The 26,570-nt window shown below is 60.0% G+C and carries 1 protein-coding gene (only partly in view); it reads left to right on the forward strand.

The genetic code is table 11. From position 1 onward, the window contains the following. Positions 1 to 26,570 carry the 5' portion of a CARDB domain-containing protein gene (locus tag H1B37_RS09830; RefSeq protein ID WP_182866471.1) on the forward strand. It continues 7,204 nt past the right edge of the window, so 26,570 of the gene's 33,774 nt are visible here — the first part of the coding sequence; the start codon lies at positions 1 to 3; its stop codon lies beyond the right edge, outside the window.

The raw sequence follows: 26,570 nt of genomic DNA on the forward strand, positions 1-26,570 counted from the left end.
GTGAAGAACGTGAAGAACACGCTCAGCAGTATCCGAACCCAAAACCGCAAGCGACGAAAACAGCGTTTGCGAGACCATCGTAAACAGCTACGTATGGAGCTGCTCGAAGACCGCCGCTTGTTGGCGCAGGTCGACTGGGACGGCGGGGGCGACGGCTTGTCATGGTCCGATCCGGTCAACTGGAGCACCGACCAGCTGCCGGCTTCCGGCGACGACGTGCGCATCAATTTGGCCGGCGATTACGAAGTCGTCATCGATACCGACGTTTCCGTGGCGTCGATCGACCTGGGCAATGCCTTTGGGATTCAAACACTGGCGATCGATTCGTCGACGTTAGAACTGACCGCCGGTCCGCTGGTGGTTGCTTCGGGATCGACCGTCGATGTCATTGCACCGGCAAGTATCCTGGGCCAAGTCGACAACAGCGGTCAGTTCGACCTTTCGTACGACGTATTCGCCAGTTTTCAGCCGCCCGATTCGGTGACGCTGGCGGGCGCGTTCATCAATCGCCCCGGAGGCCTGATGACGCTCTTTCCCAGCGTCGACGCGACCAACACGACCGCGGCGATTACCAAACGCTTCACGGCGGATTTCCAAAACGGCTTGACCAACGCGGGAACGATCCGGTTGAGCGAGGGCGTGAGCGCTTCAAGCGATGCCGCCGACACCGAACTGCGGATCAGCGGTGGATCCCTGGTCAATGAGTCGACCGGTGTGATCGAATCGATCCTCGGCGACGGCGCCGGAACGATCGGTTCGCGAATAATCTCAGGAACGATCGACAACCGGGGACGGATCGAAGCGGTCGATCACGATCTGATTCTTACCGACGCCACGCTCACCGATAGCGGGGACCTGAAAACCAACGCCGGGACGTCGATCGTCGTCTCGACCGGGTCACGGTTCAATCCCGGCACCGGCCAGGTCACCGGGACCGGCACGTTTGAACTGCGCGGCGGTGCGGAACTGGGCGACGGCACGATCACCGGGGAAGTCGATTTCTACGACGCCGGAATGCCGGCTGGAGCAAGCGTGACCAACGCGGGCGTGCTGACCTTCCACCAGCACTTCGCTTCATCGTCCAACGCCGACGTCACGCGAACCATCGCCGGGACAATCACCAACGCGACGGCGGGGACGTTACGGCTGATGCCCAGCATCAACGCGACCGATACGACCGCAGCAATCACCAAGACCTACACCGTCGACTTTCAAAACGGCCTGACCAACGCGGGAAGAATTCAACTGAGCGAAGGCAGCAGCCACCTTATCGATTCCGTCGTCACCGTGCTCAAATCCAGCGATGGGACTTTGGTCAACCAGTCAACCGGTGTGATCGAATCGATCCTTGGCGGCGGCAATGGAAGTATCCGCCCTCGGGAAATCGATGGGAATCTGACCAATTCGGGAACGCTGTCGCTTTCCCAAGATCTTGTGCATCGTGGCGTCGGGTCGACGCTGGAGAATCAGCAGACGATCCAAAACACTGCGACGGGCAGGTTGATCGTCGCGGGATCGACGTTTAACAACCAAGGCACGCTGCAGACTCCCACAGGAGTCGTCGCGGAAGTCCGCGGGGGCACCTTCAATCCGCTGAACGGCGAGCTAGCCGGGGACGGATTTTTGCGGCTCGACGATGGCGCCCAACTGGGCAACGGCACCCTGAAAGGAAACCTGCGTTATGGCGATGCGGAGTTCCCCGCGAGCTCGGTGTTGACCAACGAAGGACTGATTGAATTTGTTCGTCATTATTCATCGAGTTTTTTGCCGGAAGCGACGCGGGTGATGACGGGCACCTTCACAAACGCATCGACGGGGACGTTGGAATTCAGACCCAGCGTGAATGCGACCGACACGACCGCCGCGATCAGTAAGACGTTAACGGTCGATTTTCAAAACGGGCTGACCAATGCGGGAACCATCCGGTTGGGCGAGGGTGGGAGCCATAGCACGGACTCGGCCAACACGGAACTCCGAGTCAGCGGGGGAACACTGCTCAACCAGTCGACCGGTGTGATCGAATCGATCATCGGCGACGGTTCCGGAACGATCGGTTCACGCACGATCTCTGGGACGATCAACAACCGGGGACGGATCGAAGCGGTCGATCACGATCTGATCCTTACCGACGCCACGCTCACCGATAGCGGTGACCTGAAAACCAACGCCGGGACGTCGATCGTCGTCTCGACCGGGTCACGGTTCAATCCCGGCACCGGCCAGGTCACCGGGACCGGCACGTTTGAACTGCGCGGCGGTGCGGAACTGGGCGACGGCACGATCACCGGGGAAGTCGATTTCTACGACGCCGGAATGCCGGCTGGAGCAAGCGTGACCAACGCGGGCGTGCTGACCTTCCACCAGCACTTCGCTTCATCGTCCAACGCCGACGTCACGCGAACCATCGCCGGGACAATCACCAACGCGACGGCGGGGACGTTACGGCTGATGCCCAGCATCAACGCGACCGATACGACCGCAGCAATCACCAAGACCTACACCGTCGACTTTCAAAACGGCCTGACCAATGCGGGAAGAATTGAGCTGAGCGAAGGCAACAGCGCCAGCGTCGACTCCGCGATCACCGTCCTGCGAATCAGTGGCGGAACGCTCCTCAACGAATCGACCGGCGTAATCCTCTCCGGACGTGGCGAAGCCAGCGGCACTCTGCTTCCCCGTGTCATTGACGGCGACACGACCAACCTGGGGACGATTTTCATTTCCCACGATTTGAAGCACCAAGGCAGCGGTGCCACGCTCGCCAACGAAAACTCGATCGTCAACACGTTCGGTGGCAAACTGATGGTTAGCGGATCCACGTTCAACAACGAAGGGACGATGGAAACCCCGGTGGGCGTGGTTGCGAGAGTCGATGGCGGCACATTCAATCCGCTCAGCGGAGAATTGACCGGTGATGGATTCTTCCTGCTCGACGGCGGGGCGGAGTTGGGGGACGGGACACTGAAAGGCAATCTTCGCTTTGACCACGCAGAATTCCCTGCCAGTTCGGTCTTGGTCAACGAAGGTTTGATTGAGGTGGTTCGCCATCACGCGTCAAGCACGACTCCGGAAGTGACTCGCTCGTTTGCCGGCACGTTTACCAACGCAGTCTCGGGCACCCTGGCGATCAAACCCAGTGTCAACGCGACCGACACCACCGCCGCGATCAACAAGACGCTTTCCGTCGACTTCCAGAATGGGCTGACCAATGCGGGAACGATCGACCTGAGTGAAGGTCCCAGCGGCAACAGCGACTCTGCCAACACGACGCTGCTGATCAGTGGCGGCACACTACTCAATCTCGCCACCGGGACGATTGCGTCCAGCGAAGGAGATGGCAGCGGAACACGTGGCGCGCGCCAGATCACGGGACCAATCACCAACGACGGCACGATCCTGGTCCAGTCGCAAGCTCTCTCGCTTAGCGAAGCACCGTCCAACTACACCGATGGACGACTCGCCGGTGGAACCTACGTGATCCACAATCGGTTTGTCTTTCCGAACCAAGGTATTACAAGTCTCGCGTCCTCGATCGAGCAACACGGTAACGGGAGGATGTTCGACAACCTGGGTAACAACTCCTTGGTGTCCCTGACCACCATTGAGACTGATGGCGAGCTTCAACTTCTGAACGGAACGGGACTGTTTCTCGATAGCGCCTTGGAAAACCGAGGTCTGTTCCGGCTGGACGGATTTAGCGCTTTCGCGACCGGCTTCTTCACCGACTTTGTTCAGACCGATGGGCTGACCGAACTCACAAACGGCGCTGAGATGCTGACCGGGACGCTTTTCCTGGACGGCGGCAGTCTTCGCGGTGACGGGACCCTGCTGGGCGACATCAACAATCGCGGTGGCGTTGTCCAGCCGCTCGACGGTGGCCTGGTCGTGACAGGAAGATTCGAACAGGGGAACGCCGGGACACTGCAGATCGGACTCAATGGCCCGCCGCCGGATCAGTTCGGTTTCGTCCAAGCTAATGAGGTGAGCCTTGATGGAACGCTGAGTGTTTCGGTGGCGGACGGCTATGCCCCCGGTGCCGCAGATTCGTTCGAGATTCTCGATTACCCGTCGTTTTCGCGAACCGGTGATTTCGCCACGTTTACGGGTCTGGACTATGCCCCGAATCGGTTGTTAGTGCCCAGCAATACAGGCGACGGCTACTTCCTGGACGCCGATTTCGTCAGCATCAGTGTCGAACCGTTCGAAAACTTGACGACCACCGAAGCGGGCGGCAGCGTCGTGTTTTCGGTCACTCTGGATCAGCAACCGACCGCCGATGTCACGGTCGGGATCTCCACCAGCGACGAAAGCGAAGGAACCGTCAGCGTCGACTCGGTCACTTTCACACCTACCGATTGGGCGCCCAAGTCAGTCACCGTGTCCGGGGTCGACGACTTCGATGACGATGGGAACATCGGGTACCGAATCGTCACCGGTGCGGCGGTCAGTGACGATCTGAACTTCAAAGACTTTGATCCGGTCGACGTTTCGCTTGTCAACCAGGATGACGACGAAGCTCAATTCATCATCACTCCGTCATCGTCCACCGAAACGACCGAGGCGGGCGGTACGACCGAGTTTTCCGTTTCACTGGGCAGCCGACCGACCGCCGATGTGATTGTCGATGTTCGCTCCGAAGTCACGCGGGAAGGCCAGGTGTCGGCCGAGCAACTCGTGTTCACACCGGAGAACTTCAACGCGCCGCAATCGGTCACGGTGACCGGTCAAGACGATTTGGTCGACGACGGCGATACCGACTACGCGATCACACTTAGCATCGCCGCCACCACCGACGCGAACTATCAATCCGCGTCGGACCAAACGATCACATTGACGAACCTCAACGACGACACCGCGAACTTCGTCTGGGACGGTGGCGGAGACGGAACCAGCTGGCATGACCCGCTCAACTGGCTCGGCGATGCCGTGCCGGATGCGGGCGCCGATGTCCGGATCCCCGATCAACCGGCGACGCCCACCATCGCGATCACGCAATCGGTCACGGTCAACAGTGTGTATGCCGAAGAACGCGTCGGAATTGTCGGCGGGACAACAGCGATCGCCTCCAGTGCCCTCATGATGGATTTGGATCTGGACGGTGGAACGCTGTTCGGCGATGGCGACGTCATCATCACCCAATCGTTGAACTGGACCGACGGCTTCATGCGTGGCGCGGGCAAAACCGTCCTCGCCGCCGGGGCAAGTGGAACGGCGACCTCGATCGGGTATGACAGCGGCTTGCTGAGAGTGCTGGAAAACCACGGTGCCCTGACGCTGGCGGGTGACCATTTTCATGTGCTGCGAACGGCAACCGGCGAGATCGGTGTGCTGGCAAATATGGATGGAGGGGTGTTGCAGGTCGACGGTGAAACCGACATGCGTGCCACCTTCAGCGGCGGATCGCTGGGGGTCAACGGTTCCGGGCGTTTGACCAATGCGGGAATGCTGCGTCACACGGGCGCCGGCCAGACACTGATCGGCGGATCATTTGAAAGTTATGGCGGCACGATCGAATTGACGGACGGATCGATCCTGCTTGCCGGTGGAGCGGATCTGGTAGACGCCACCGTTGTCGGCAGCGGACTGATCGCCGCGGGGAACGTGACGATCGCTAAGCTGTCGTTTGACAACGACGTGCGGATCGACAACGGGACCCTGACCATCGTTCCTGGTGCAAGTCTGATCGGCAATGCCTTCCTAGACTTAGTCGGCAACGTAAATGTCGCGGCCGATACGACGATCAATCGACTGCGAGTTTCCGGCGGAACGCTCTCCGGCGACGGCGATCTCACGATCACCGAATCGTTGGATTGGACCGGCGGTTTCATGCGTGGGGCGGGCAAAACCATTCTTGCCTCCGGAGCGACCGGGATGGCGACCTCCACTGGATTTGACAGTGGACTTTTGCGGGTGCTGGAAAACCACGGTGAACTGACACTGGCAGGCGACCATTTCCACGTTCTGCAGACGTCCTCTGGAGAAATCGGCGTTTTGGTCAACACGGACGGTGCCCTGCTGCAGGTTGACGGTGAAACCGACGTGCGTGCCAGCTTCAGCGGCGGATCACTGGGGGTCAACGGTTCCGGGCGTTTGACCAATGCGGGAACGCTGCGGCATACGGGAAACGGTCAGACACTAATCGGCGGATCATATGAAAGTGATGGCGGCACGATCGAATTGACGGACGGTTCGATCCGGCTTGCCGGTGGAGCCGACCTGATCGATGCCACAGTGGTTGGCAGCGGTATGACCGTTGCGGGGACGGTGACGATCGACAAGCTCGCCTTCGACAACGACGTGCGGATCGACAACGGGACCCTGACCGTCGTTCCTGGTGCAAGTCTGATCGGCAATGCCTTCCTAGACTTAGTCGGCAACGTAAATGTCGCGGCCGATACGACGATCAATCGACTGCGAGTTTCCGGCGGAACGCTCTCCGGCGACGGCGATCTCACGATCACCGAATCGTTGGATTGGACCGGCGGTTTCATGCGTGGGGCGGGCAAAACCATTCTTGCCTCCGGAGCGACCGGGATGGCGACCTCCACTGGATTTGACAGTGGACTTTTGCGGGTGCTGGAAAACCACGGTGAACTGACACTGGCGGGCGACCATTTCCACATTCTGCGGACGTCCTCTGGAGAAGTCGGCGTCTTGGTCAACACGGACGGTGCCCTGCTGCAGGTTGACGGTGAAACCGACGTGCATGCCACCTTCAGCGGCGGATCACTGGGAGTCAACGGATCCGGGCGTTTGACCAATGCGGGAACGCTGCGACATACCGGCAACGGTCAAACAGTCATCGGGACCGATGTGGAGAATTTTGGAGTCGTGTCCGTTGATTCGGGCCGTCTTGATTTTGTGGGCAGTTTTGACAATTTCTCCGATCAGCGACTAGCCGGAGGACGTTACCTCATCGCCGGTGAACTGCGGTTTCCTGGTGCCGACATCCAGTCCAATGCCGCGACGATCGAATTGATCGCCCCGGGTGCCGCGATCCGCGACACCAATGGTAATGACGCCCTGCGAGCGTTTTCTCTCAACGAAGCCGACGGGACGTTCGCCATCGCCGACGGCGCCAATGTCAGCGTTCCATCGGACTTCAACAACGCGGGAATCGTCAACGTTGAATTCGACAGCACCTTTTCGGTCAACGGCAACTATCAGCAGACATCCGGTGCGACCGAACTGTTTGACGGCGGCGTAATTGATCCGACCGGCGGGTTTGCGTTGCAGGGAGGCGTGTTGCGAGGCGAAGACGGGACGGTTGCCTCCGACGTGCTCAACACCGGCGGCGAGGTCGCCCCCGGATTCTTCGGACCGGGAAAATTGACGATCGATGGCAATTTCCGCCAGGAAGCCGGCGGGACGTTTTCGGTCGACGTGTCAGGGACCGAGGCTGTCACGCAGTACGACCGATTGGTGATCACCGGATTGGTGGACTTGGACGGGACACTGGACGTTACCGTCGCCGACACGTTTCTGCCCAGTCGCGGCGATCAATTCGACGTTTTGCCCCATGTCGGCCAGAGCGGTGATTTCTCCACTTTCAATGGGCTGACGATCGACGCGAACCGAGCCCTCGTGCCGGTCGTTGGTGACATGACCTATTCGCTCGCCAGCGTCGTGGCCGGTATCAAAATCGAACCGTTGAACGGACTGGTTACCACCGAGGCGGGCGGCACGGCGACCTTCACGATTCAGTTGGAAGACATTCCGACCGCACCGGTCACCATCAACCTGGAACCCAGCGATGCCGATGAAGGCCGCTTGGATGTCACATCGGTCACCTTCGATGGTACCAACTGGGACGTGCCCCAAACGGTGACGATCACCGGTTTGGACGACTTCGTCGATGACGGCGACCAACCCTATTCGATCCTCACCGCTCCGATCATCAGTGACGATCCGCTGTACAGCGGGCTCAACCCCTCAGATGTCAACGTCGTCAATGTGGACGACGATGAAGTCGGACTGGTCGTCACCTCTCCCACAACGAACCAAACGAGTGAAGCGGGCGGAACGAGCGAATTTTCCGTCGCACTGCAAAGCAAGCCGACGGCTGATGTCATTGTGTCGGTGATTTCCAACGATCCCGGTGAGGGCACCGCATCGCCAAGTTCAATCACCTTCACGCCCGAGAATTGGAACGTCGCACGCGTGGTCACCATCATGGGACAGCCCGACGATGTCGACGACGGTGACATTCTCTATCAGGTGACCGTCGCGATTGAGTCATCCGCCGATACGGCCTATGCCGCAGTGGCAAGTCAAACATTCGACTTGACCAATACCGACGACGACACCGCGGGCGTCACCGTCACCGCCCCGGCAACCTTGCAGACCAGCGAATCCGGCACTACAGCCAGCTTTACCATCGTTCTCGGCAGCGAGCCCACCGGGAACGTCACGCTGACCGCCGAATCCAATGATTTGTCCGAGGCATCGGTCTCGCCGGCAAGCTTCACCTTCACGCCGACCCATTGGGATCAACCGCAGACGTTCACCGTCACCGGACTTGATGACTTGCTAGTCGATGGTGACGTTCCCTACCAAATTACCTTCACCACCACGACCAGTTCGGATCCGCTGTACGACGGAATCCAGCTCGATCCGCTGTCCGCGATCAATCTGGACACCCAAACGTATGACTTGACGTTGACCGACGTCGACACCAACGCATTAGTTTACGACTCACAAACGTTGACCGTCGACGGAACCGTATTTGCCACCGTCACCAACGCAGGCCCGAGCGATGTCCCGGGACCGATCGAAGTCGCGTTCTTTGAAGACACGAATCTGGATGGCCTATTCGACGCTTTGGTCGACAACGTCTTGGGAACCACCGCGGTCACCGAGTCACTGGCCAGCGGTGCGAGCCGTTCCGTTTCCGCCACGCTCTCGGGAAGCGTGCTGTTTGTCGACAACGTGATCTGGGGCATCGTCGATGCCACCGATGCGGTGACGGAAATCGACGAACTGAATAACTACGGGCGTCAGGAGTGTTTTGTCGGTGGACCGCTGATCGACGTGTCCAGCAATCTGGACGACAGCGCACTGACCGCCAGCGGTGTCTACCAAGCAAGCGTCCCGGCCAACGCGTTCGATCGCGATACCGGCACACTGTGGAACGCTGGATCGCATCCGCCCGAATGGATCGAGGCCGATTTGGGAGGTTCGTTCTCGCTGGCAAGTGTCGAACTTTTACCCTCACAAACCCCCAGCACGGCAACGACGACGCACGAGATTTGGGTCTCCGACACACCAATCGGTAGCAGCCGCGCCGGTGCCGTCTTGGCCAAACGGTTGACCTCCGTGACGACGGACGGCCAATCCGTTCACATTGATTTTGATGAAACGATTCCCGGCCGGTATGTCCAGGTCTACACAACGTCGTCGCCCTCGTGGGTGGGCTGGTACGAAATCAGTGTCCTTGCCCAAGAACAACAGCCCGCACCGGACCTGACGGCGTCTTACATTCGAACGAACTCGGCGGGTGCGTCGGTCGATGTCGTCGCGAGAGTCGGCAATGGCGGGCAAGTGCCCACCGAAGCCGGTGTTCCGGTCGCATTCTACGACGGAGCCCCGGATGCCGGCGGAGTCCTGCTCGGCACCGTCGACACGACTCGGCGTCTCGATCCCGGGGAATACGAAGACGTCACCATTTCGGTCCCCAGCAGCTTCACGCAACTATATGTCGTCGCCGACGACGACGGGACGGGCACTGGCTCGACCACCGAATGCGACGAGGACAACAATCAGACCTTGGTCGATGCAAAGCCCCGACCTGATCTCGATGTCGATTCGGTCACCGCGGTCGGTTCGGCCCAAACCGGCGATATGATCTCCGTCGCCTGGCGCGTCAACAACATCGGACAAGCGTTCGCCGAAGCGTCGTGGAGCGATCAAGTTTTCCTGTCATCCGACCAGGTGCTCGATGCCGCCGACACGCTACTCGGGCAACGAAGTCGTACCGAAGACCTCGCCTTCAACGCAGGCTACGACGCACAGATCGACGTTGTGATTCCGCAGGACGTGACCGGCGACCTGTTTTTGATCGTCGCAACCGATGCCGCCGGCGCCGTAACCGAACTTGATGAAGCAAACAACACCGCGGTGGCAGCGATCACGATCACGCCCGCTCCGACGCCGGATCTGCGGTTTGCCTCGGCGTCGACCAGCCGCGATTCGATCCAGCCCGGTCAGCAGGTCGTACTTCGCTGGACCGCAGAAAACCTCGGCACCGCAATCGCCACTGGCGTTTGGACCGACACGGTCTACCTTTCCGTCGACGGAACCGTGGCCGGTGGGATTCCGATCGCCAGCGTGATGCAAGACATGGAGTTGGACGTCAATCAGACGCGTACGGTGGAGAGCACGATCGTGATCCCCGATGTCGCCGATGGCCAGTACCGACTTGTCTTTACACTCGATCGCGACGATGACTTGTTCGAGCGGGACGGCGAGGCCAACAACGAATTTGTCTTGCCGCAAACGATCACGGTCGGACATCCCGATCTGACCGGCGCCCTCGAAAACGTCCCCTCCGAGATCATTGCCGGAGATTCGCTGACACTCCGCTGGAACGAGTCCAACATCGGAACGGCTCCGACGCTGGGTGGGTATTACAGTCGCGTCTATCTGTCGCAAGACCAACAACTCGACCCAAACGACTTGCTGTTGACCGGGTTTCGGCGCGATGAGATTCTCGGTGCCGGCCAGTCCGCCAGTTACAGTGACGATGTCACTATTCCGATCGACTTGAGCGGAGACTATCACCTGTTGCTGAGCACGGATCAGGGAGACGAGGTCTACGAAGTCGGAGCCGAAGACAACAACCTTTTCGCCAGCCCGATCACCGTGATCGTGCCGCCACACGCCGACCTTGTCACCAGTGCCGTCTCGGCGCCGACGTTCATCGTCGGCGATCCGGCCAGCATGACGGTCCAGTGGACGGTGGCCAATTCGGGGACGGCGACGACCAATCGCGATCAATGGACCGACGCCGTCGTTTTGTCCAGCGACCAGACGTTTGGCAATTTTGATGATCGGGTGGTCGCGGAATTTTCACGCGAGGCAGCGTTGGCGGTCGACGGGACCTATGACGTGTCGCTGGACATCACGCTGCCCCTGGGGCTATCCGGACAATATTTTGTCTTTGTGCAAAGCGACGCGGCGGGTGACGTTTTCGAAGACAACAAGATTGCGAACAACGTTGCGGTGGCGGCATCACCGATCGACATCACGCCGACCGAATACTCCGATCTCGTCGTCTCCGACATCGACGCCCCCGGCACCACGTTCAGCGGCCAGACGCTGGAGTTCTCCTGGGAGGTGCTCAATCAAGGCATCGCGGCGACCGACAGCGGAAGCTGGACGGACGTGATTCGTGTCGCCCGGAATGCGGACGGTACCGGTCTGATCGATGAGGTCGGCGCGACATTGCGACACTTTGGAGTGTTGGACGTTGCCGAGACTTACCGACGGACGGAACAACTCCGATTACCCGACGGGCTGGACGGGACGATCTATCTGGTGGTCCAAACGGCGCCAAGCGGGCCTTTCGAATATCGGTTTACCGGAAACAACACGTTGATCTCCGGGCCGATCGAAGTCTCCATTCCTCCCTCGCCGGATCTGGTCGTCGAAACGGTCACCGCTCCCGTCACGGCGACGTCGGGCAGCAGGGTTGATGTCCAGTGGACCGTGCGCAACGATGGAACCGGGCCGGCCGAGGGACGCTGGAGCGACCGGATTTCGCTTCGCCCGGTTGGTGATCCACAGGCCGCACCGATCTTCCTGGGGATCTTTGAAACACAGCTTTCCCTCGATCCGGGACTCTCCTACACCCGCGCCGAACAATTGCAGCTTGCGCCGGAATGGGAGGGGGCGTTCCAGGTGGTTGTGGAAACCAATTTCTCGCAGTCACTTTACGAGCACGCCGCCGCCTCAGACAACAACGAAGTCGCCGACGATGAAATCTTGGTCGTCAGCCATCCCCCGCGACCTGATCTGCGCGTCAGCGAGATCATCGCACCGGCGACGGTCCCCGCCGGTGGCACGCTGAGCGCGACGTTTGTCGTGGCCAATCAAGGCACCGCGCCGACCCAGGGACGTTGGGTCGATCGAGCCTACCTTTCGCTCGACAATCGACTGACACCGGACGACATTCTGCTGGGAGAGTTTGCCAACGCTGCGGCGCTTGCCGCCGGGGAGCAGTATCAGGTGTCGACCGACCCGTTTGTTCTGCCGGGACGCTATCGCGGCGACGTTTTTGTCCTCGTCCAAACCGATGCGACCGATTCGATCGAGGAATATCCGGACGAAGACAACAACGTTACGGAGAAAACGTTCTTTGCCGATCCGCTGCCGCCGGCCGATCTGGTCACGTCCGATGTCATCGCGCCGGCCGAAGTGTTCGACGGTGCGGCGATCGATGTCACCTACACCGTAACCAACTTGGGAGTCGGTGAAACGAATGTCGAAAACTGGAACGATACGATTTGGTTGACCGTCGATCGCAACCGCCCGGACACACGCACCGACGATATCCTGTTGGGGACATTTTCGCATTCCGGTTCACTGGAGATCGGCGAAAGCTACACCGTGACGCGCCGCGTGACGATTCCCGAGATCGATGGGGACAAGTTCACCGAAGGCCAATGGCACGTCACGCCATGGTCAGATGCCTTCAATGTCGTGATCGAAGACACACGCGACATCAACTCGAATCCGGACGACCCGAACGAACTGGACAGCAACAACTACAAGGCGCGGGCGATCACGGTGCTGCCGACGCCTCCGGCCGATCTGATCATCACCGATGTCACTGCGCCGCTCGCCGCCCAAGCCGGAGAATCGCTAACGGTGCGGTGGACGGTGAAGAACCAAGGCAATCAATCGACCGGAACCGCAAATTGGCAAGATTCCGTCTACTTGTCCTCCCACGCCGACGCGAGCCATCCCGATGCCGTGCTTTGGTATCTCGGTGATGTCGCACGCCAGGGTGTGTTGTCGGTCGGTGAGAGCTATTCCGCCGAGGCCACTTTCGAACTGGCGCCGGAGATCGAAGGGAACTATGTCATCGTCCAAACGGACAGCCGACCGCCCGGGGTCTACGAGGGACCGTTCGAAAACAACAACTCGCTTTCAACGCCGACGGTCGTCACAGGAACAGCCTCGGACCTGCAAATCACCGACATCACACTACCGGCAACCCGTGATTCAGGAGAATACGTCGATGTCTCCTGGACCGTCACCAATTTCGGTGCACCGGTTTGGTCCGGCACAACCTATTGGACAGATTACGTGTTCCTGTCGCGGCTTCCCGAATTCCAACTCGGCGAAGCAACGCTTCTGAAGAAACTGATCCACAGCAGTGAGACGCCGTTGGGAACCGGCGAAAGTTACGAAAGTAGCACGACGATCCGGCTGCCGCGGGGCGCCGATGGCGAGTACTACGTCTATGTCTGGACCGACGCGCTGCCGATCCCTGACCCTCGGCCTTTCGAGCCCACCGGGCCATCACAATCGTCCAACGATGGTAATCGGGCGTATTACGCCGGCACCAACGGTTGGGGACGTGGCGCGGTGTTCGAAGGCGGACTGGTCGGTGGGGCCTACGCGGATGCAGAACTGAACAACCGCGACGGGCGATCGATTCAGATCACTTACGCCGAACCAGACTTGCAGGTGTCTCAGTTAAATCTTTCGGCGGGCACGATCCGGTCCGGTGAAACGATCACGGTCGATTGGACGACGACGAACGTCGGTAACGCGGCAACCTACGCGCTTGCCGGATCGAATCAAGCCGAACAAGCCTGGCGCGATCGAGTCTTCCTCTCGCGCGATGCATCCTTGGATCCGGACGATTGGTACCTCGGCCAGACCAGCGGCGGCGGGGATGGCGGAACCGTGCTCGCGGCCGGTGCATCTTACGCCCGTTCGCTTGATTTGGAATTGCCGCAGGGGATCGATGGGGAATTTCACATCATTGTGGCGGTCGATTCAAATCTGGCGAGGGCGCGCGACGTGGCACCCGACGGCAGTGGGATCGATTTCGAGAGAGCTCCCAGCTCGGCGAGCGAGTGTTACGCGATGGACGGCAACGACATCGTCTCCTGCGCCAATCTGTTCTCCGCGATGGGGCGAGTTCTGGAGTTTGCCGGCGAGACGGACAACTCGGCCGATGCGACGTTGACGGTCCAGCTGGCCGATCCGCCGGATTTGCAGGTGACATCGGTGTCGGTGCCGCCACGTTTGATCGCGGGGCAACCGTTCGATGTCAGCTACACGATCAGCAACCTCGGCCCGGGCGGAACGCCGTCCGACCAGGCCAATTGGGATGATCTGTTTTATCTTTCACGTGACCCCTTTCTTGATCTGAAAACGGATCGCTATTTGGGTTCAAGATCAACTTTCCGTGGCGGACTCGCCTCCGGCGAATCCTATAGTGTGACGGAAACAGTTGATCTGCCCGTGGGGATCGAGGGGCCGTATTACGTGATCGTGATCACCGATCCGGTGCTCGACAGCCGACGCCCCGACGGTGTCGTGTTCGAACTGGACAAAGAAGACAACAACAACCTGGCCGCGACGCCGCCGACCGTGATCGAGTTGCCTCCGCCAGCGGATCTGCAGGTCCAGTCGATCGAGATTCCCGCCAGCGGCAAGTCCGGCGAAACCATCGAATTCACTTGGACGGTCACCAATGCCGGACCGGAGATCGCCGCGGGGAATTGGTCCGATGCCTTCTATCTGTCCGATGACGCGATTTGGGATATCGGCGACATCCCCTTTGGACATGCTGCATTCCCCGGAATCGCCGACAGCGACGGCAACACGAGTTTCGTTTTGGGTGTCGGCGAAAGCTACACCGCGACGCTCTCTGCCGAGTTGCCGCCGGCCAAGCCCGGGACGTACCGCGTCATCGCCCGCAGCGACATCTTCAACGAGATCTACGAGGCCGAAAACGAACTCAACAACCAAACGGCTTCGCCGGGAACGATCGAGCTGTCGGTCGATTCGCTGCCCATCGGTGTCCCGTTGGAAACGACACTCAGCACGGGACAGGTGCGGTTGTATGAGGTCCAGGTCGCCGCGGGCGAAACGTTGCGGGTCTCGATCGAGTCCGATGCCGAGACGGCTGCCAACGAGATCTACATTCGGCTGAGAGATGTTCCCAACGGCATCCAATATGACGCCGCCTATTCCGGACAACTGGCGCCCGACCAAAACGCCGTGATCGCGACCACCGAACCGGGGTCTTACTACGTGCTCGTGCGCGGATACTCTCAACCCGCTGGTAACACTCCGGTCACGATCACCGCGGAATTGTTACCATTCCAGGTCACCGATGTGACAACGGATGCCGGCGGCGATTCACGCTGGGTCACCACCACCATTCACGGTGCCAAGTTCGATGAAAATGCGATTCCGAAATTGGTTCGTCCGCGTTTCGGCGAGTTCGAGCCCGTCGATTACAAAGTCATCAACAGCACACGGATCATCGCGACCTTCGATCTGCGCGACGCGCCACACGGGCTGTACGATGTCAAGGTCATCAACCCGGGCGGCGAAGAGGCGTCGCTTCCGTATCGCTATTTGATCGAGCGCGCGATCGAACCCGATGTGTCGGTCGGCCTGGGCGGTCCACGCGTGCTCAACCCCGGCGAAGTCGGAACCTACAGCTTCTCGGTCGATAACCTCAGCAACGTCGACGCGCCGTACGTTTACTTTACGCTCGGTATCCCAGAACTGGGAGTCAATCCCGACCTGTTCGATTTCCGCTATGCCGCGTTCACGTCCAACCTGCGTGGCCAAGCCGACGCGGGTGATTTAGACGACGTCCCCTGGGCGAATTTGGACTCCACGATCACAACACCGCTGGGGGATGGATTTCAAACCGATGCACTCGGCCAGATCACCGCACCGGGTGTCATCCCGGATCTGTACACCGGCGACTTCGCCGGAGTGACGTTCAATGTCCACACCTATCCCGGGCTGCAGGAGTTGATCGACCAGGAGGAAGACGAGTTCCGTGCCGTCTTGGACCGCTTCTACGAAGCGCTCAGCGCGGCGTTGCCGCCGTCGGACCAGGAAAAATTGAACGAGCTTTTCCCGCAGTTGAGCGAGGCCTACGGCGACTACAAGGGCTCGTTCCTGGACCAAATCGATCCCGAGTTGATCGCATTTCAGTTCCACATCCTTGCCGCCGCAACGGCCGTGGACCGAAACGAATTCATTGCCCTGCAAACGCAGGATGCACTCAACTTGCGTGACGCGATCCTCGCCGATGACGACGCTTCGCCGGCATTGCTGGTGCTCGCGGCGGATCGAGACGCCTGGACCGACGCCTACTTGGCGGCACTGGAAGAAGGCGGACTGTTACGACCGGAAGACGACGCCCCGCCGATTCGAGAGAACCCCAAGGTCATCAGCTTGGCGGCTGTCTTGTCCACCGGCGTACTGGCCGGACCGGCCGGTGATGAGATCATCACCAGCGGCAGCCTGCTGGAATTCTTCGACCATGTCCGACGCTGGTACGGCGACCGGGCGGCACTTCAGGAAACATCGAACCCCGGTGCAACGATTGCCAATGCGGTCGATCCGGAACGCTTTGATTTGAATCAATCGCGGCCGACCCATTTCCAATCATTTAACATCTACGTTCCCTTTGCCAACAAACTCGGATCGGTGCCGTTGGATATTCCGCCGCGTGCAGATTTGGCGCCGCCCAACTTCGCCCGGTTCTTCGAACAGTCCGGGGCCGAAACGCCCAATGCCAGCCTGGTCGGACCGTTCGGTTACGCCGACGAACAATTCGTCCCTGCCGACGCGCCCCTGCCGTACACCGTTCATTTTCAAAACGATGCCTCGGCCGCGTCGACCACCAGCGAGCTTCGCGTGGCGACCGAATTGGACGATGACGTCAACGTGCGGTCGTTCCGTTTGGGGGATCTGAAAGTCGGTGACATCCAAGTTCACCTCCCGGAGAACTTGGGCACATTCCAGGGTGATTTCGATTTCGTCGAAAGCAAAGGGTTCATTCTGCGAGTGACCGCCGGCGTGGATGTCACGACGCGGATCGCCAGTTGGCGGATGCAGGCGATTGATCCGGCGACGGGCGAATTAGTTCGCAACGGTGACATCGGATTGCTGCCGCCCAACGATGCACGTGGCAGCGGTGCCGGGTTTGTCACTTACGAAGTCAGCCCGCTCCCCGGTTTGCCGGTCGACAATGAGGTCGTCGCCTTGGCCCGCGTCTTGCTCAACAATGCACCACCGCTGGACACCAATGCCACGTCGCACCGCGTTGACATTGCCGCACCGGTGACGACGCTGGCCGCATCACCCATCGGCAACGATGCAAGCCGTTTCGAAGTGACGTGGGATGCCGAGGACGAAGCGGACGGATCCGGTGTCAAGCATGTCACCGTTTACGTGGCGGTGGACGGAGGCGATTATATCATTTGGCAAAACCAGACGGACGAAACCGGTGCGGTCTACGTCGGCACGCCCGGCAGCACCTACGAGTTCCTGGCCCTGGCCACCGACAACGCCGGCAACCGCGAACTGCCTCCGCGAGGAACGGGCGTTCCAGATGATGGCAGCGGCGTCAACCTGGGCACGACCGATCGATTCGACCAGACCAGCGGTCCGGTGCTTGATCCCGCACCCGAGCCGAGCGAGCAGCCGTCAACGAACGAGTTGTTCTTGGCCGCGCAGTCGAGTGTTCCTTCGGCCGGCAACACGTCGGAGTTTGAAACCGTCCTGAATCCCTTCGCCGCACGCCGTTTCGCTAGCGGCATTCCGCAAAGCGAGTCCGGCATCGGGCCGATGGCGATCGCGGTTCGCGATGACGGGACCACGTTGGTCAGCGGCGGACCGGGTAGGAATGTTTTGTATCAGTTGCCGATCGAGGGCGGTGATGCGGGCAACGCGTTTGCCGAGTTGGTGCACCCAATCTTTGATTTACAGTTCGGTCCCCAAGGCGGGCTGTGGGCGACGACCGGTGGCGGCCCGCTGTTGCTGCTCAACGCGGAAACCGGCGCGATCGAGCGTGAGTTCGGCGAGGGCATCACGCAGTCGTTAGCGATCGATCCGGTCGCCGGCGACATCTACGTTTCGACCGACCGCGGCGTCGATCGCTTTGACCCGGTCACCGAGACGTTCCATTCATTTAGCGACCTTCGTGTCGGCAATCTGACCTTCGCCCCCGATGGGACGCTATGGGCAGCGACCTGGCCCTCGCGCGACACCGTCGTTCGCTTCGCCGAAGACGGCACCCCCGAAGCGATGCTCGACTTCGAAATCCCGATCGACAGTTTGACCTTTGGCGTGCCGGGAACGGACCTGGAAGGCTTGCTGTTTGTCAGCAGCAACGGCGGCCAACTCGGTAGCGGCGGCGAGCTGACGATGGTCGACCTGGTCACGCGACATCGCGTTGCCGTCGCCACGGGCGGAACGCGTGGCGACATCGTCAAAGCCACCGCCGACGGCCGACTGTTGATCAGCCAATCCAATCAAGTCGACGTCCTTTTACCAATCGTCGCCCCGCGAGTCGCGTTCACCGATCCGCCCGCGGACGCCTTTGTTGCCCTGCCGCGAAACCGTGTGTCGGTCGCCTTTGACCAACCGATGTTTGTCGGCGTGCCGACCGATGTCGCGTCGGTTTTGAATCCGGCGAACTATCAGCTGGTGGGTGATGCGGCCGGCGTCATCTCGGTCGATGACATCACCTTTGATGTCACAAACAATGCTGCGATTGTCTCGTTTGACTCCTTCATTTCCGACACCTACACCTTCACTGTCGATGCGTCGATTGAGAGCTCCTTGGGTGTGGGACTGGCAGATTCCTATCAAACGCAATTCGTGGCCGTTTCGGACTTCTCGGATCTGGTTGATATTGAATTCAGCAATGCAAGGTCCCACCGCGTCGACGCAACCGTCTCCTATGACGTTTCGATCACGAATACGTCACAAAATGATTTGGTGTTGCCGTTGTTGCTGGTGCTTGATCCCTCATCGGGCTTTACCGGCACACCGGCCACGGCGGTCCGGCAGTCTGTCGATGACGCATGGTTGATCGATCTGGCCGAGAGCGTCGGCGACGGCGTGTTGGCCCCGGGTGAAGCGACCAGTGGACGGACGCTGACGGTCAGCAACCCCGACTGGGAACGCGTGCTGTTCGAATACGGCATTCTTACGCTGCCATCGAATAACCTTGCACCGGAATTCAGTTCCGCTCCGATCACACAGGCTGTCGTCGCAGAGCCCTACGTGTACGAAGCGGTTGCCGAAGATCCCGACGGGATCACGGTCAGCTACCTGTTGGTCGACGGCCCCGATGGCATGCACGTCGACACCGGGACCGGCCGTGTCACTTGGACTCCCGATCCGACAAGTCCCGCGACGACGGATGTCGTGCTGCACGCCTATGACCCAAGAGGCGGAATCGCGGCGCAACGATTCACCATCAATGTCGCCGGTGGAAATCGTTTGCCCCAAATCGTTGGCCTGCCAGAGAGCATCATGGCAAGCGAAGGCGAAACGTTCGAGATTCCGCTGTCGGTGTTTGACGAAGACGCCGATACGTTGGCCGTTTGGGTTGAAAACCTGCCTCCCGGAGCCGTTTTTGACGCCGGCCGGAACGTGTTGCGATGGACACCGGCATTTGACGCCGCCGGAACGTATGAAGCAGTTCGTTTCGTCGCCAGCGATGGTGTTGGCAGGTCGACTGCCGAAACAACCATCCTGGTGCAGCCGACCAACCAAGCGCCTCGGTTGAGTGTGCCTGCGGAGGTCACCCTTCGCGAAGGCGAATCGATCCGTTTGGATCTTTCTGGCAGCGATCCCGACGGTGACGAGTTCGAATTCAGCAGCCCCTTGCTGCCTGGTGGATCATTGCTCGATCCTTCCAGCGGGGTCTTCAGCTGGACGCCCGAGTTCTTCCAAGCGGGCGTATTCGAAGTTCCCTTTACCATCGACGACGGCACCGAGCAAACGACGGCAACCACAACCATCACGGTCCTGAACGTCAACGCCGCCCCAAATTTCGGTGACGTCGATCAGTGGGTGGTTCAGGAAGGACGAACGCTGCGCTTTAGAACCTTTGCCTTCGATGCCGATGCGCCGGCCTATGAATCCCAAGTTCGCGGGGATGACGATGAGTTGAGCCCCATCGATGGCGATTTCCCATCGGTCAGCTACGTGGCAACCAGCTTGCCGCCAGGCGCCACCTTTGACGCCGAACTCGGACTCTTTGAGTGGCTGCCCGGTAGCAACGATGCGGGGGACTACATCGCCGAATTCATCGCCACCGATGATGGCAACGGGACCGGGACAAATCTGACGGACGCGATTTCGGTTCCGATCACGGTCGTGAATCTCAATCGTCCGCCGGAATTTGCCACCATCGAGAACGTGACGTTGCAGCGTGGCGACGTCCTGACGCTGGACGTGACCGTCACCGATCCCGATGGAGATCCGATCTCGATTTCCGCGTCCGGGCTGCCTGGATACCCGATTCCCGAATTCGCGAACTATGTCGATCGCGGAGACGCGACGGCACAATTCACTTTCGCCCCCGGCGACGGCGACCGCGGCGACCATGTGATCACCTTGCGGGCGACCGATGATGGTGGCGATGCCGGCGAGCAAGCGGCGCAGATGACTGAGTTTACGTTCGTCGTCACGGTCGAATCGTTCAACGAGCGCCCGTTGCTGCAACCGATCGGGAACAAAGTAGCCGTCGTCGGTGAGCCGCTCGAGTTCCAAGTCAATGTTCGCGACTTGGACGAAGACCCGCTGACCTTTGCCGCCGATAATCTGCCAGGCGATGCGACGTTCGTTCCGGGGGCGACCTACGGCACGGCAACGTTCCATTGGACGCCGACGACCGGTGACCTTGGGACGTGGCCGGTCACGTTGACGGTCCAAGACAGTGGCAACGGGGACAGCGACAGAATCCTTGGCGACCAGGAGCAGATCACGATCACGGTTCGCCAGACCAACGCGGCTCCGGTGTTAACACCGATCGGTGATCACACCGTCGCGGAAACCGAATCGTTGACTTTCTCGCTGGCGGCCACGGATTCCGATGGCGACGATCTGATCTATTCCGCCGAGAATCTCCCCGCAGGCGCCGTGCTGGATGCCACAACGGGTCTATTCCAATGGACGCCCAACATTTTTCAGTCGGGCGACTACCAGGATGTCGTCTTGGTGGTTTCCGACGGGCATCGGTCCGACAGCGAAACGGTCGCCTTCCGGGTCGAAAACACAAATCAGCCGCCGTTGGCAACGCCGCTTCCGCTGCAATCGGGCAACGAAGGTACGTCGCTGGAGTTCGTCATTGATGCCGGCGACGTCGACGGTGGGGCGCTGACGTTTACCTCAAGCGGATTGCCCGACGGAGCGATTCTTGATGGCCTGTCGGGACAGTTTCGCTGGACACCTGGATTCGATCAGGCCGGTAACTACTCGATCCCCGTCACGGTGACCGATTCCCGCGGCGCGTCGGATTCGATCGAGCTGACGGTGACGATCAATAACGTCAATCGCCCGCCCGAAATCGACGTCACCAGTCACCAAACACCGGTCGGGGTGGAAACACGTTTCTTCGCCACGGGCAGCGATCCTGATCCAGACGCGATGCTTCGGTATTCAGCCGCCGGTCTGCCGGAGGGGGCGTCGATCAATTCGCTGACCGGCGAGGTCACGTGGACTCCCGGACCCGGCCAAGTCGGTGACTACGTGGTCACCTACACCGTTTCGGATGGTTCGTTATCGGCCAGCCGCGGCGAGATTCTGCGCGCCAGCTTGGCCCCGCAAGGTCCTTCGGTGTTGATCGAATTGACGCCCAGTTTTCCCGCGGCTCCGGGACAGGCGGTGCAGGTACATCCCCTCGCATCGAGTTTGGCCGAGATCGTCGATCTGTCGATCGAGGTTGACGGGGAAGTGCTGCCACTGGACACACTGGGACGTGCCCGATTCGTCCCTGCCGATTCGGGTAAGTTCCACGTCACCGCCACCGCCACTGACGCTGACGGTTTGACCGGCGTGGCAGAGCGAATCATCAAGGTGCGAGATCCGGCCGATAACGATCCGCCGGTGGTTCAATTCGACAGCGAATTGGGACGCCAGCCACTTGATGTTGCGACCGACGTAATCGGTTCGGTCAATGATCTCAATCTGGATCAATGGCAATTGGAACTGGCGCCGGCTGGTTCGGATGCCTTCGTCACGTTGGCGGTCGGTGATTCAAACGTCTCCGACGCGGCACTTGTCCGTCTGGACCCGGGCACGCTGTCCAACGGCTTTTACCAACTGAGGTTGACCGCAAGCGACCTGTCGGAGCGATCCGCTGAAGCGGTCGTCAGCGTCGAAATTAACAGCGTTTTGAAGTCGAACCACTATCGACGTGTCGAAACAGATTTGACCGTGGATTTGGGTGGTGAGGCATTCACCATTGAACGTGTTTACGACTCGCTCGAAGCAATCCACTCGGGAAGCTTCGGGCCGGGATGGCGCTGGAGCGCGGCCGATTTACGGATAGAATCCAATGTGCCAAAAACCGGGCGCGAGTCGCTGGGCGTGTACTCGGCCTACACGACTCAGACTCGCTTGTACGTGACATTGCCAACGGGCGAGCGGTCTGGGTTCACCTTCGCTCCACAACCGATGGAATTAACGGGGCTGAAATACTTCACGCCCGCTTGGGTAGCCGATGACGGAGTCACGTACACGCTTGGATCGAGCGATACCCTGCTCACCCGCGTGGGAAGTCGCTTTTTCGAACTCCAGTCGGGCCGCCCCTACAACCCCGCCGATCCGCAGTTTGACGACACTGCATTCACCCTCGTCTCCCCCGACGGAACGACCTACGAGCTTGATGCCGACGGCAAGACGGTCGCCATTAACACGGCGACCGATGCCAGGCTGATTGTCAGCGATTCGGCGATCATCGCAGCCGACGGAGAACGATTAAATTTGGTCCGCGGCATGGCAGGACAGATCGAGTCGATCAATGCGCCGACGGCAAAGATTGATTACCAATACGACACCGATGGAACGCTTATTGCCGTGCGTTCGGACGCGGCGCAGGATGTGGTTCACTATGGCTACGATTCCCGCCAACCTCGGCGGCTGAATCTGATCGCCTCGGCCGACGGATCGACCGAAGCGGTCACGAGTTACGACCCACTGACGATCGTACCGATCGCGGCCGACTTGGGAACGGCGCATCAGTTTGTGGGCACCACGACCGAAGGTGCATTGACTGCAGGCGACACCGACCGCTACACGTTGATGATCCGGCAGAGCGAACTCGACTCGGCGCCCAACGACTTGGTTTGGGTCACCGTGGAAGTGGACGGAACGATCGGCGGCGTTGCCCCGGCGATCCCGCAAATCGCTGGTGTGACGCCTGTGGAATCTCGGTCAGACGGTCAAACCGCCTTCGCTCTGTTTGCGTTGGATACCGCAGGAATCAACATGCTGTCAATCAGCGGTGCCGACGCCGGACAAACGGGCGGCTATTCCCTGCGTGTTTCGATCGCCGGCGATGTCAATGCCGACGGCGTCGTCAACGGTTTGGACGGCGAGCTGCAGGCCGCTGCTCTGGGAACGGCCGCGGGGCAGCCGGGGTACGAGGGGGCTGCCGATATCAATCGTGATGGCATTGTCGATGCGTCCGACGTGCAGATTCTGGCTGGCAACTTCCTGTTTGCCACGAATCGGCCTCCACATGTCTCACCTTCGTCCGCGCTGACCTACGTCGGCATGGAGGTGACCATCGATGTCGACGAATTGGCAGTCGACCCGGACGGGGACCCGGTTTCGATGCGCGTGCAGTCCGCCAGCGGTGGTGTTGCAACGATCGTCGATGATGGTACACGTGTTCGTTTTTTGCCCGACGCCGGATTCCAGGGAACGGCCACGATCGACTTGGTCGCAAGCGACGGATTCAGCGATTCTCTGCCACAGACGCTTTCCATCGAGGTCAGCGATGCGCCCTTGGTGGGGCTGGAAATCGAAACGCGTTCGCTGTTTTTGCCGCTGGGCCAATCACAGTCGTTGGTCGTGACGGGAGACTTTGCGGATCAGCAAAAAGTTCCCCTGCCGGCCAGCTACTTGAGCTTCACCGGAACGGACGCGAGTGTCGCGTCGATCGCGCCCGATGGCACGATCACCGGAAAATCGCCCGGAAGTGTGATTGTTGAAATCACCGCGGGTGGGATTCAAGCGGTCACGGTGGTCAATGTCTATGAAAACGTGGGACCGTCACCGGAACTCTTTGTCAGCGATCTGCAAGTCTATCCGAACAGCGTTTCGTTACCGCTGCCCGGTGGAACGCGGCGGATCCAAGTCACCGGCAACGGCGACTTCTTCAACATCAATCCGCCTAGCGACACGCAGTTCTTTGTCAGTGACCCTGATGTGATCACCGTCTCGGCCGACGGAGTGATCACGGCGGCGGGGACAGGAACAGCGACGGTCACGGTGATCGGCGGCGGTGCCGAGCAAGTGATCGATGTCGCGGTGTTCCCGCCAACGAACGGCCCTGTCGAGATCGGAGAGGATGGCGGTGTGGTCGTCGGCGACGATGGGTCGCTGGTTCAAGTCGCCCCCGGCGCCCTCGCCGAATCGGTCACCGCCGACATTCGCATGATCGATGAAACCGCATTGCCATTCGAGCTGCCCGACATCCTTGGATTCGCTGGCGCCGTTGAGCTCGATCTGGACGAATCCGCACTGGCCCACCCGGTCGAACTGGCGATCCCAGTCTCGTCCGAGTTTGCCGTCGGCACTCAAATGATCGTCTACCGTGTCGATTCCGTCCCCGATGCGGACGGGAATCTCCGCGACGCATTGATTCAAGAAGAGGTCGCGTATGTCGGCGAAGACGGATACGCGCGAACCAACTCGAAACCGTATCCGGGTGTGCTGCAAAACGGCACACACATCTTCAGCCCGCTGCTGTGCCAGAATGCGGTGATGGGAGCGATTATCGGTGGATCGAGCGCTCTGGTGGGCGGCACGTCGCTGGTCGGCGTTTTGTCTCAAGGCGTACTGATCGGAGGTATAGCCGCGGGAGTCACCGGTGGAGCCCTGTTGACCATGTGCATTGGTCCGCAGACCGTCGAACTGGTTGCGATTCCACCGGTCGGACCTCCGACGGTCGAGACGATCCAACTGCAGGTGCCTCCGGGCGGCGGCCAATTCGATGCGACCTTTAGCGAAAACGTCGACAAGAAAGACTCACGGCCTGTCATTAGCGGACTGTCGATCGAATCCCCCGGCGCCGGGGCACGCTTGAAGTTCACTGGAACCAATCTCAGACCACAGACGGGCGAAAGCGCCGTGATCGAGTACAGCTTGACCGGCCAGCAAGGGTCGTACGTCTCGCTGGGCGAACCGTCGTTCGAGGCGGAAGACGCAGTGTTCACCCCACCCGAAGGCGTGGCCGTCGGGACGGCGTTTTTCCGACTGGTACACAACGTCAACGCTGCCAAGACGGCGAAGGAAATCAAAGACAGCCGTCAAGTCAGCAACGAAGTCAAACCGACACTTGCCACGGAACAGTTGCTTTCAGTGCTTTCCGATCAAGACAAACTGGCGGTCTTCCAAGTCCAGGGCGGGATTCCGAATCTCGCGCAAACGATTGACCTGGATCCGGATGACGAAGGAAACAGCAATCGTCTGTTCTCACAGCGCGTCGCAACGACCAAGGATGGATCTCGTGCTTATGTGACCCATCAAGCTGCCGGAACGGTTTCGGTCATCGATACGTTGACCATGCAGGTGATTGGGGCAGTGGGACTTGAGTCCGGCGCCGCACCCTACGACGTCGTCGTCGATCCACGCAGCACGCATCCCTTCGCGTATATCGGTGATCGCAAGCGTGGATCCATTTACGTGATCGACATCGATCCGACGTCGGACACCTATCACGAGCGGATCCGGACCAAGACGCTCAGCGGTCCTTTGTGCCGAGCCGGTGCAGGGCAAACGGCGTCCTGTATTCGGGGGATGTCGATGACCGGTGACCAGCAATCACTTTTGGTCACCATGCCGGCACAGTGGAGCCCGAACTTTAAACCAGGGCAACCAAAAAACACAAACGATCCTGGTCAGTTGCTGCTGTTGGATCTGGCCAGCGACAAACCGAAGAGCCAAGGATTTCTGAAAGAGCTGCAACGTGTGGGTGTCCAGCCGAGTGCCGGGGATGTCGCGATCGCACTTGGCAGCGGCGGAGACCGGGTTGCGGTCACCGGCTATACGTCGGCCGACAAACAGGGCGTGAAGACATACGATTACCAATACGGCACTCGCAAGCTGGTCGTGGGGCAAACGATTTCGACGATCGTTGACGATCTGCTGTCGGACAGCGTGCCGGAAAGCGTCATCAAGGAGTTCCGACGGATCGACACCTTCGGGGTTCACGATGCAAAAGACATTGTCTTCACCCCGGACGGAAACTACGCCTTTGTCACCGCGTTCAACTACCCGGACCTTGCCGTTCCGAGCAAGACCCACGGCAGCCGCTTGAACGGATTTGGGGCGAT

Source organism: Stieleria mannarensis (assembly GCF_014154935.1).
GTDB lineage: Bacteria > Planctomycetota > Planctomycetia > Pirellulales > Pirellulaceae > Stieleria > Stieleria mannarensis.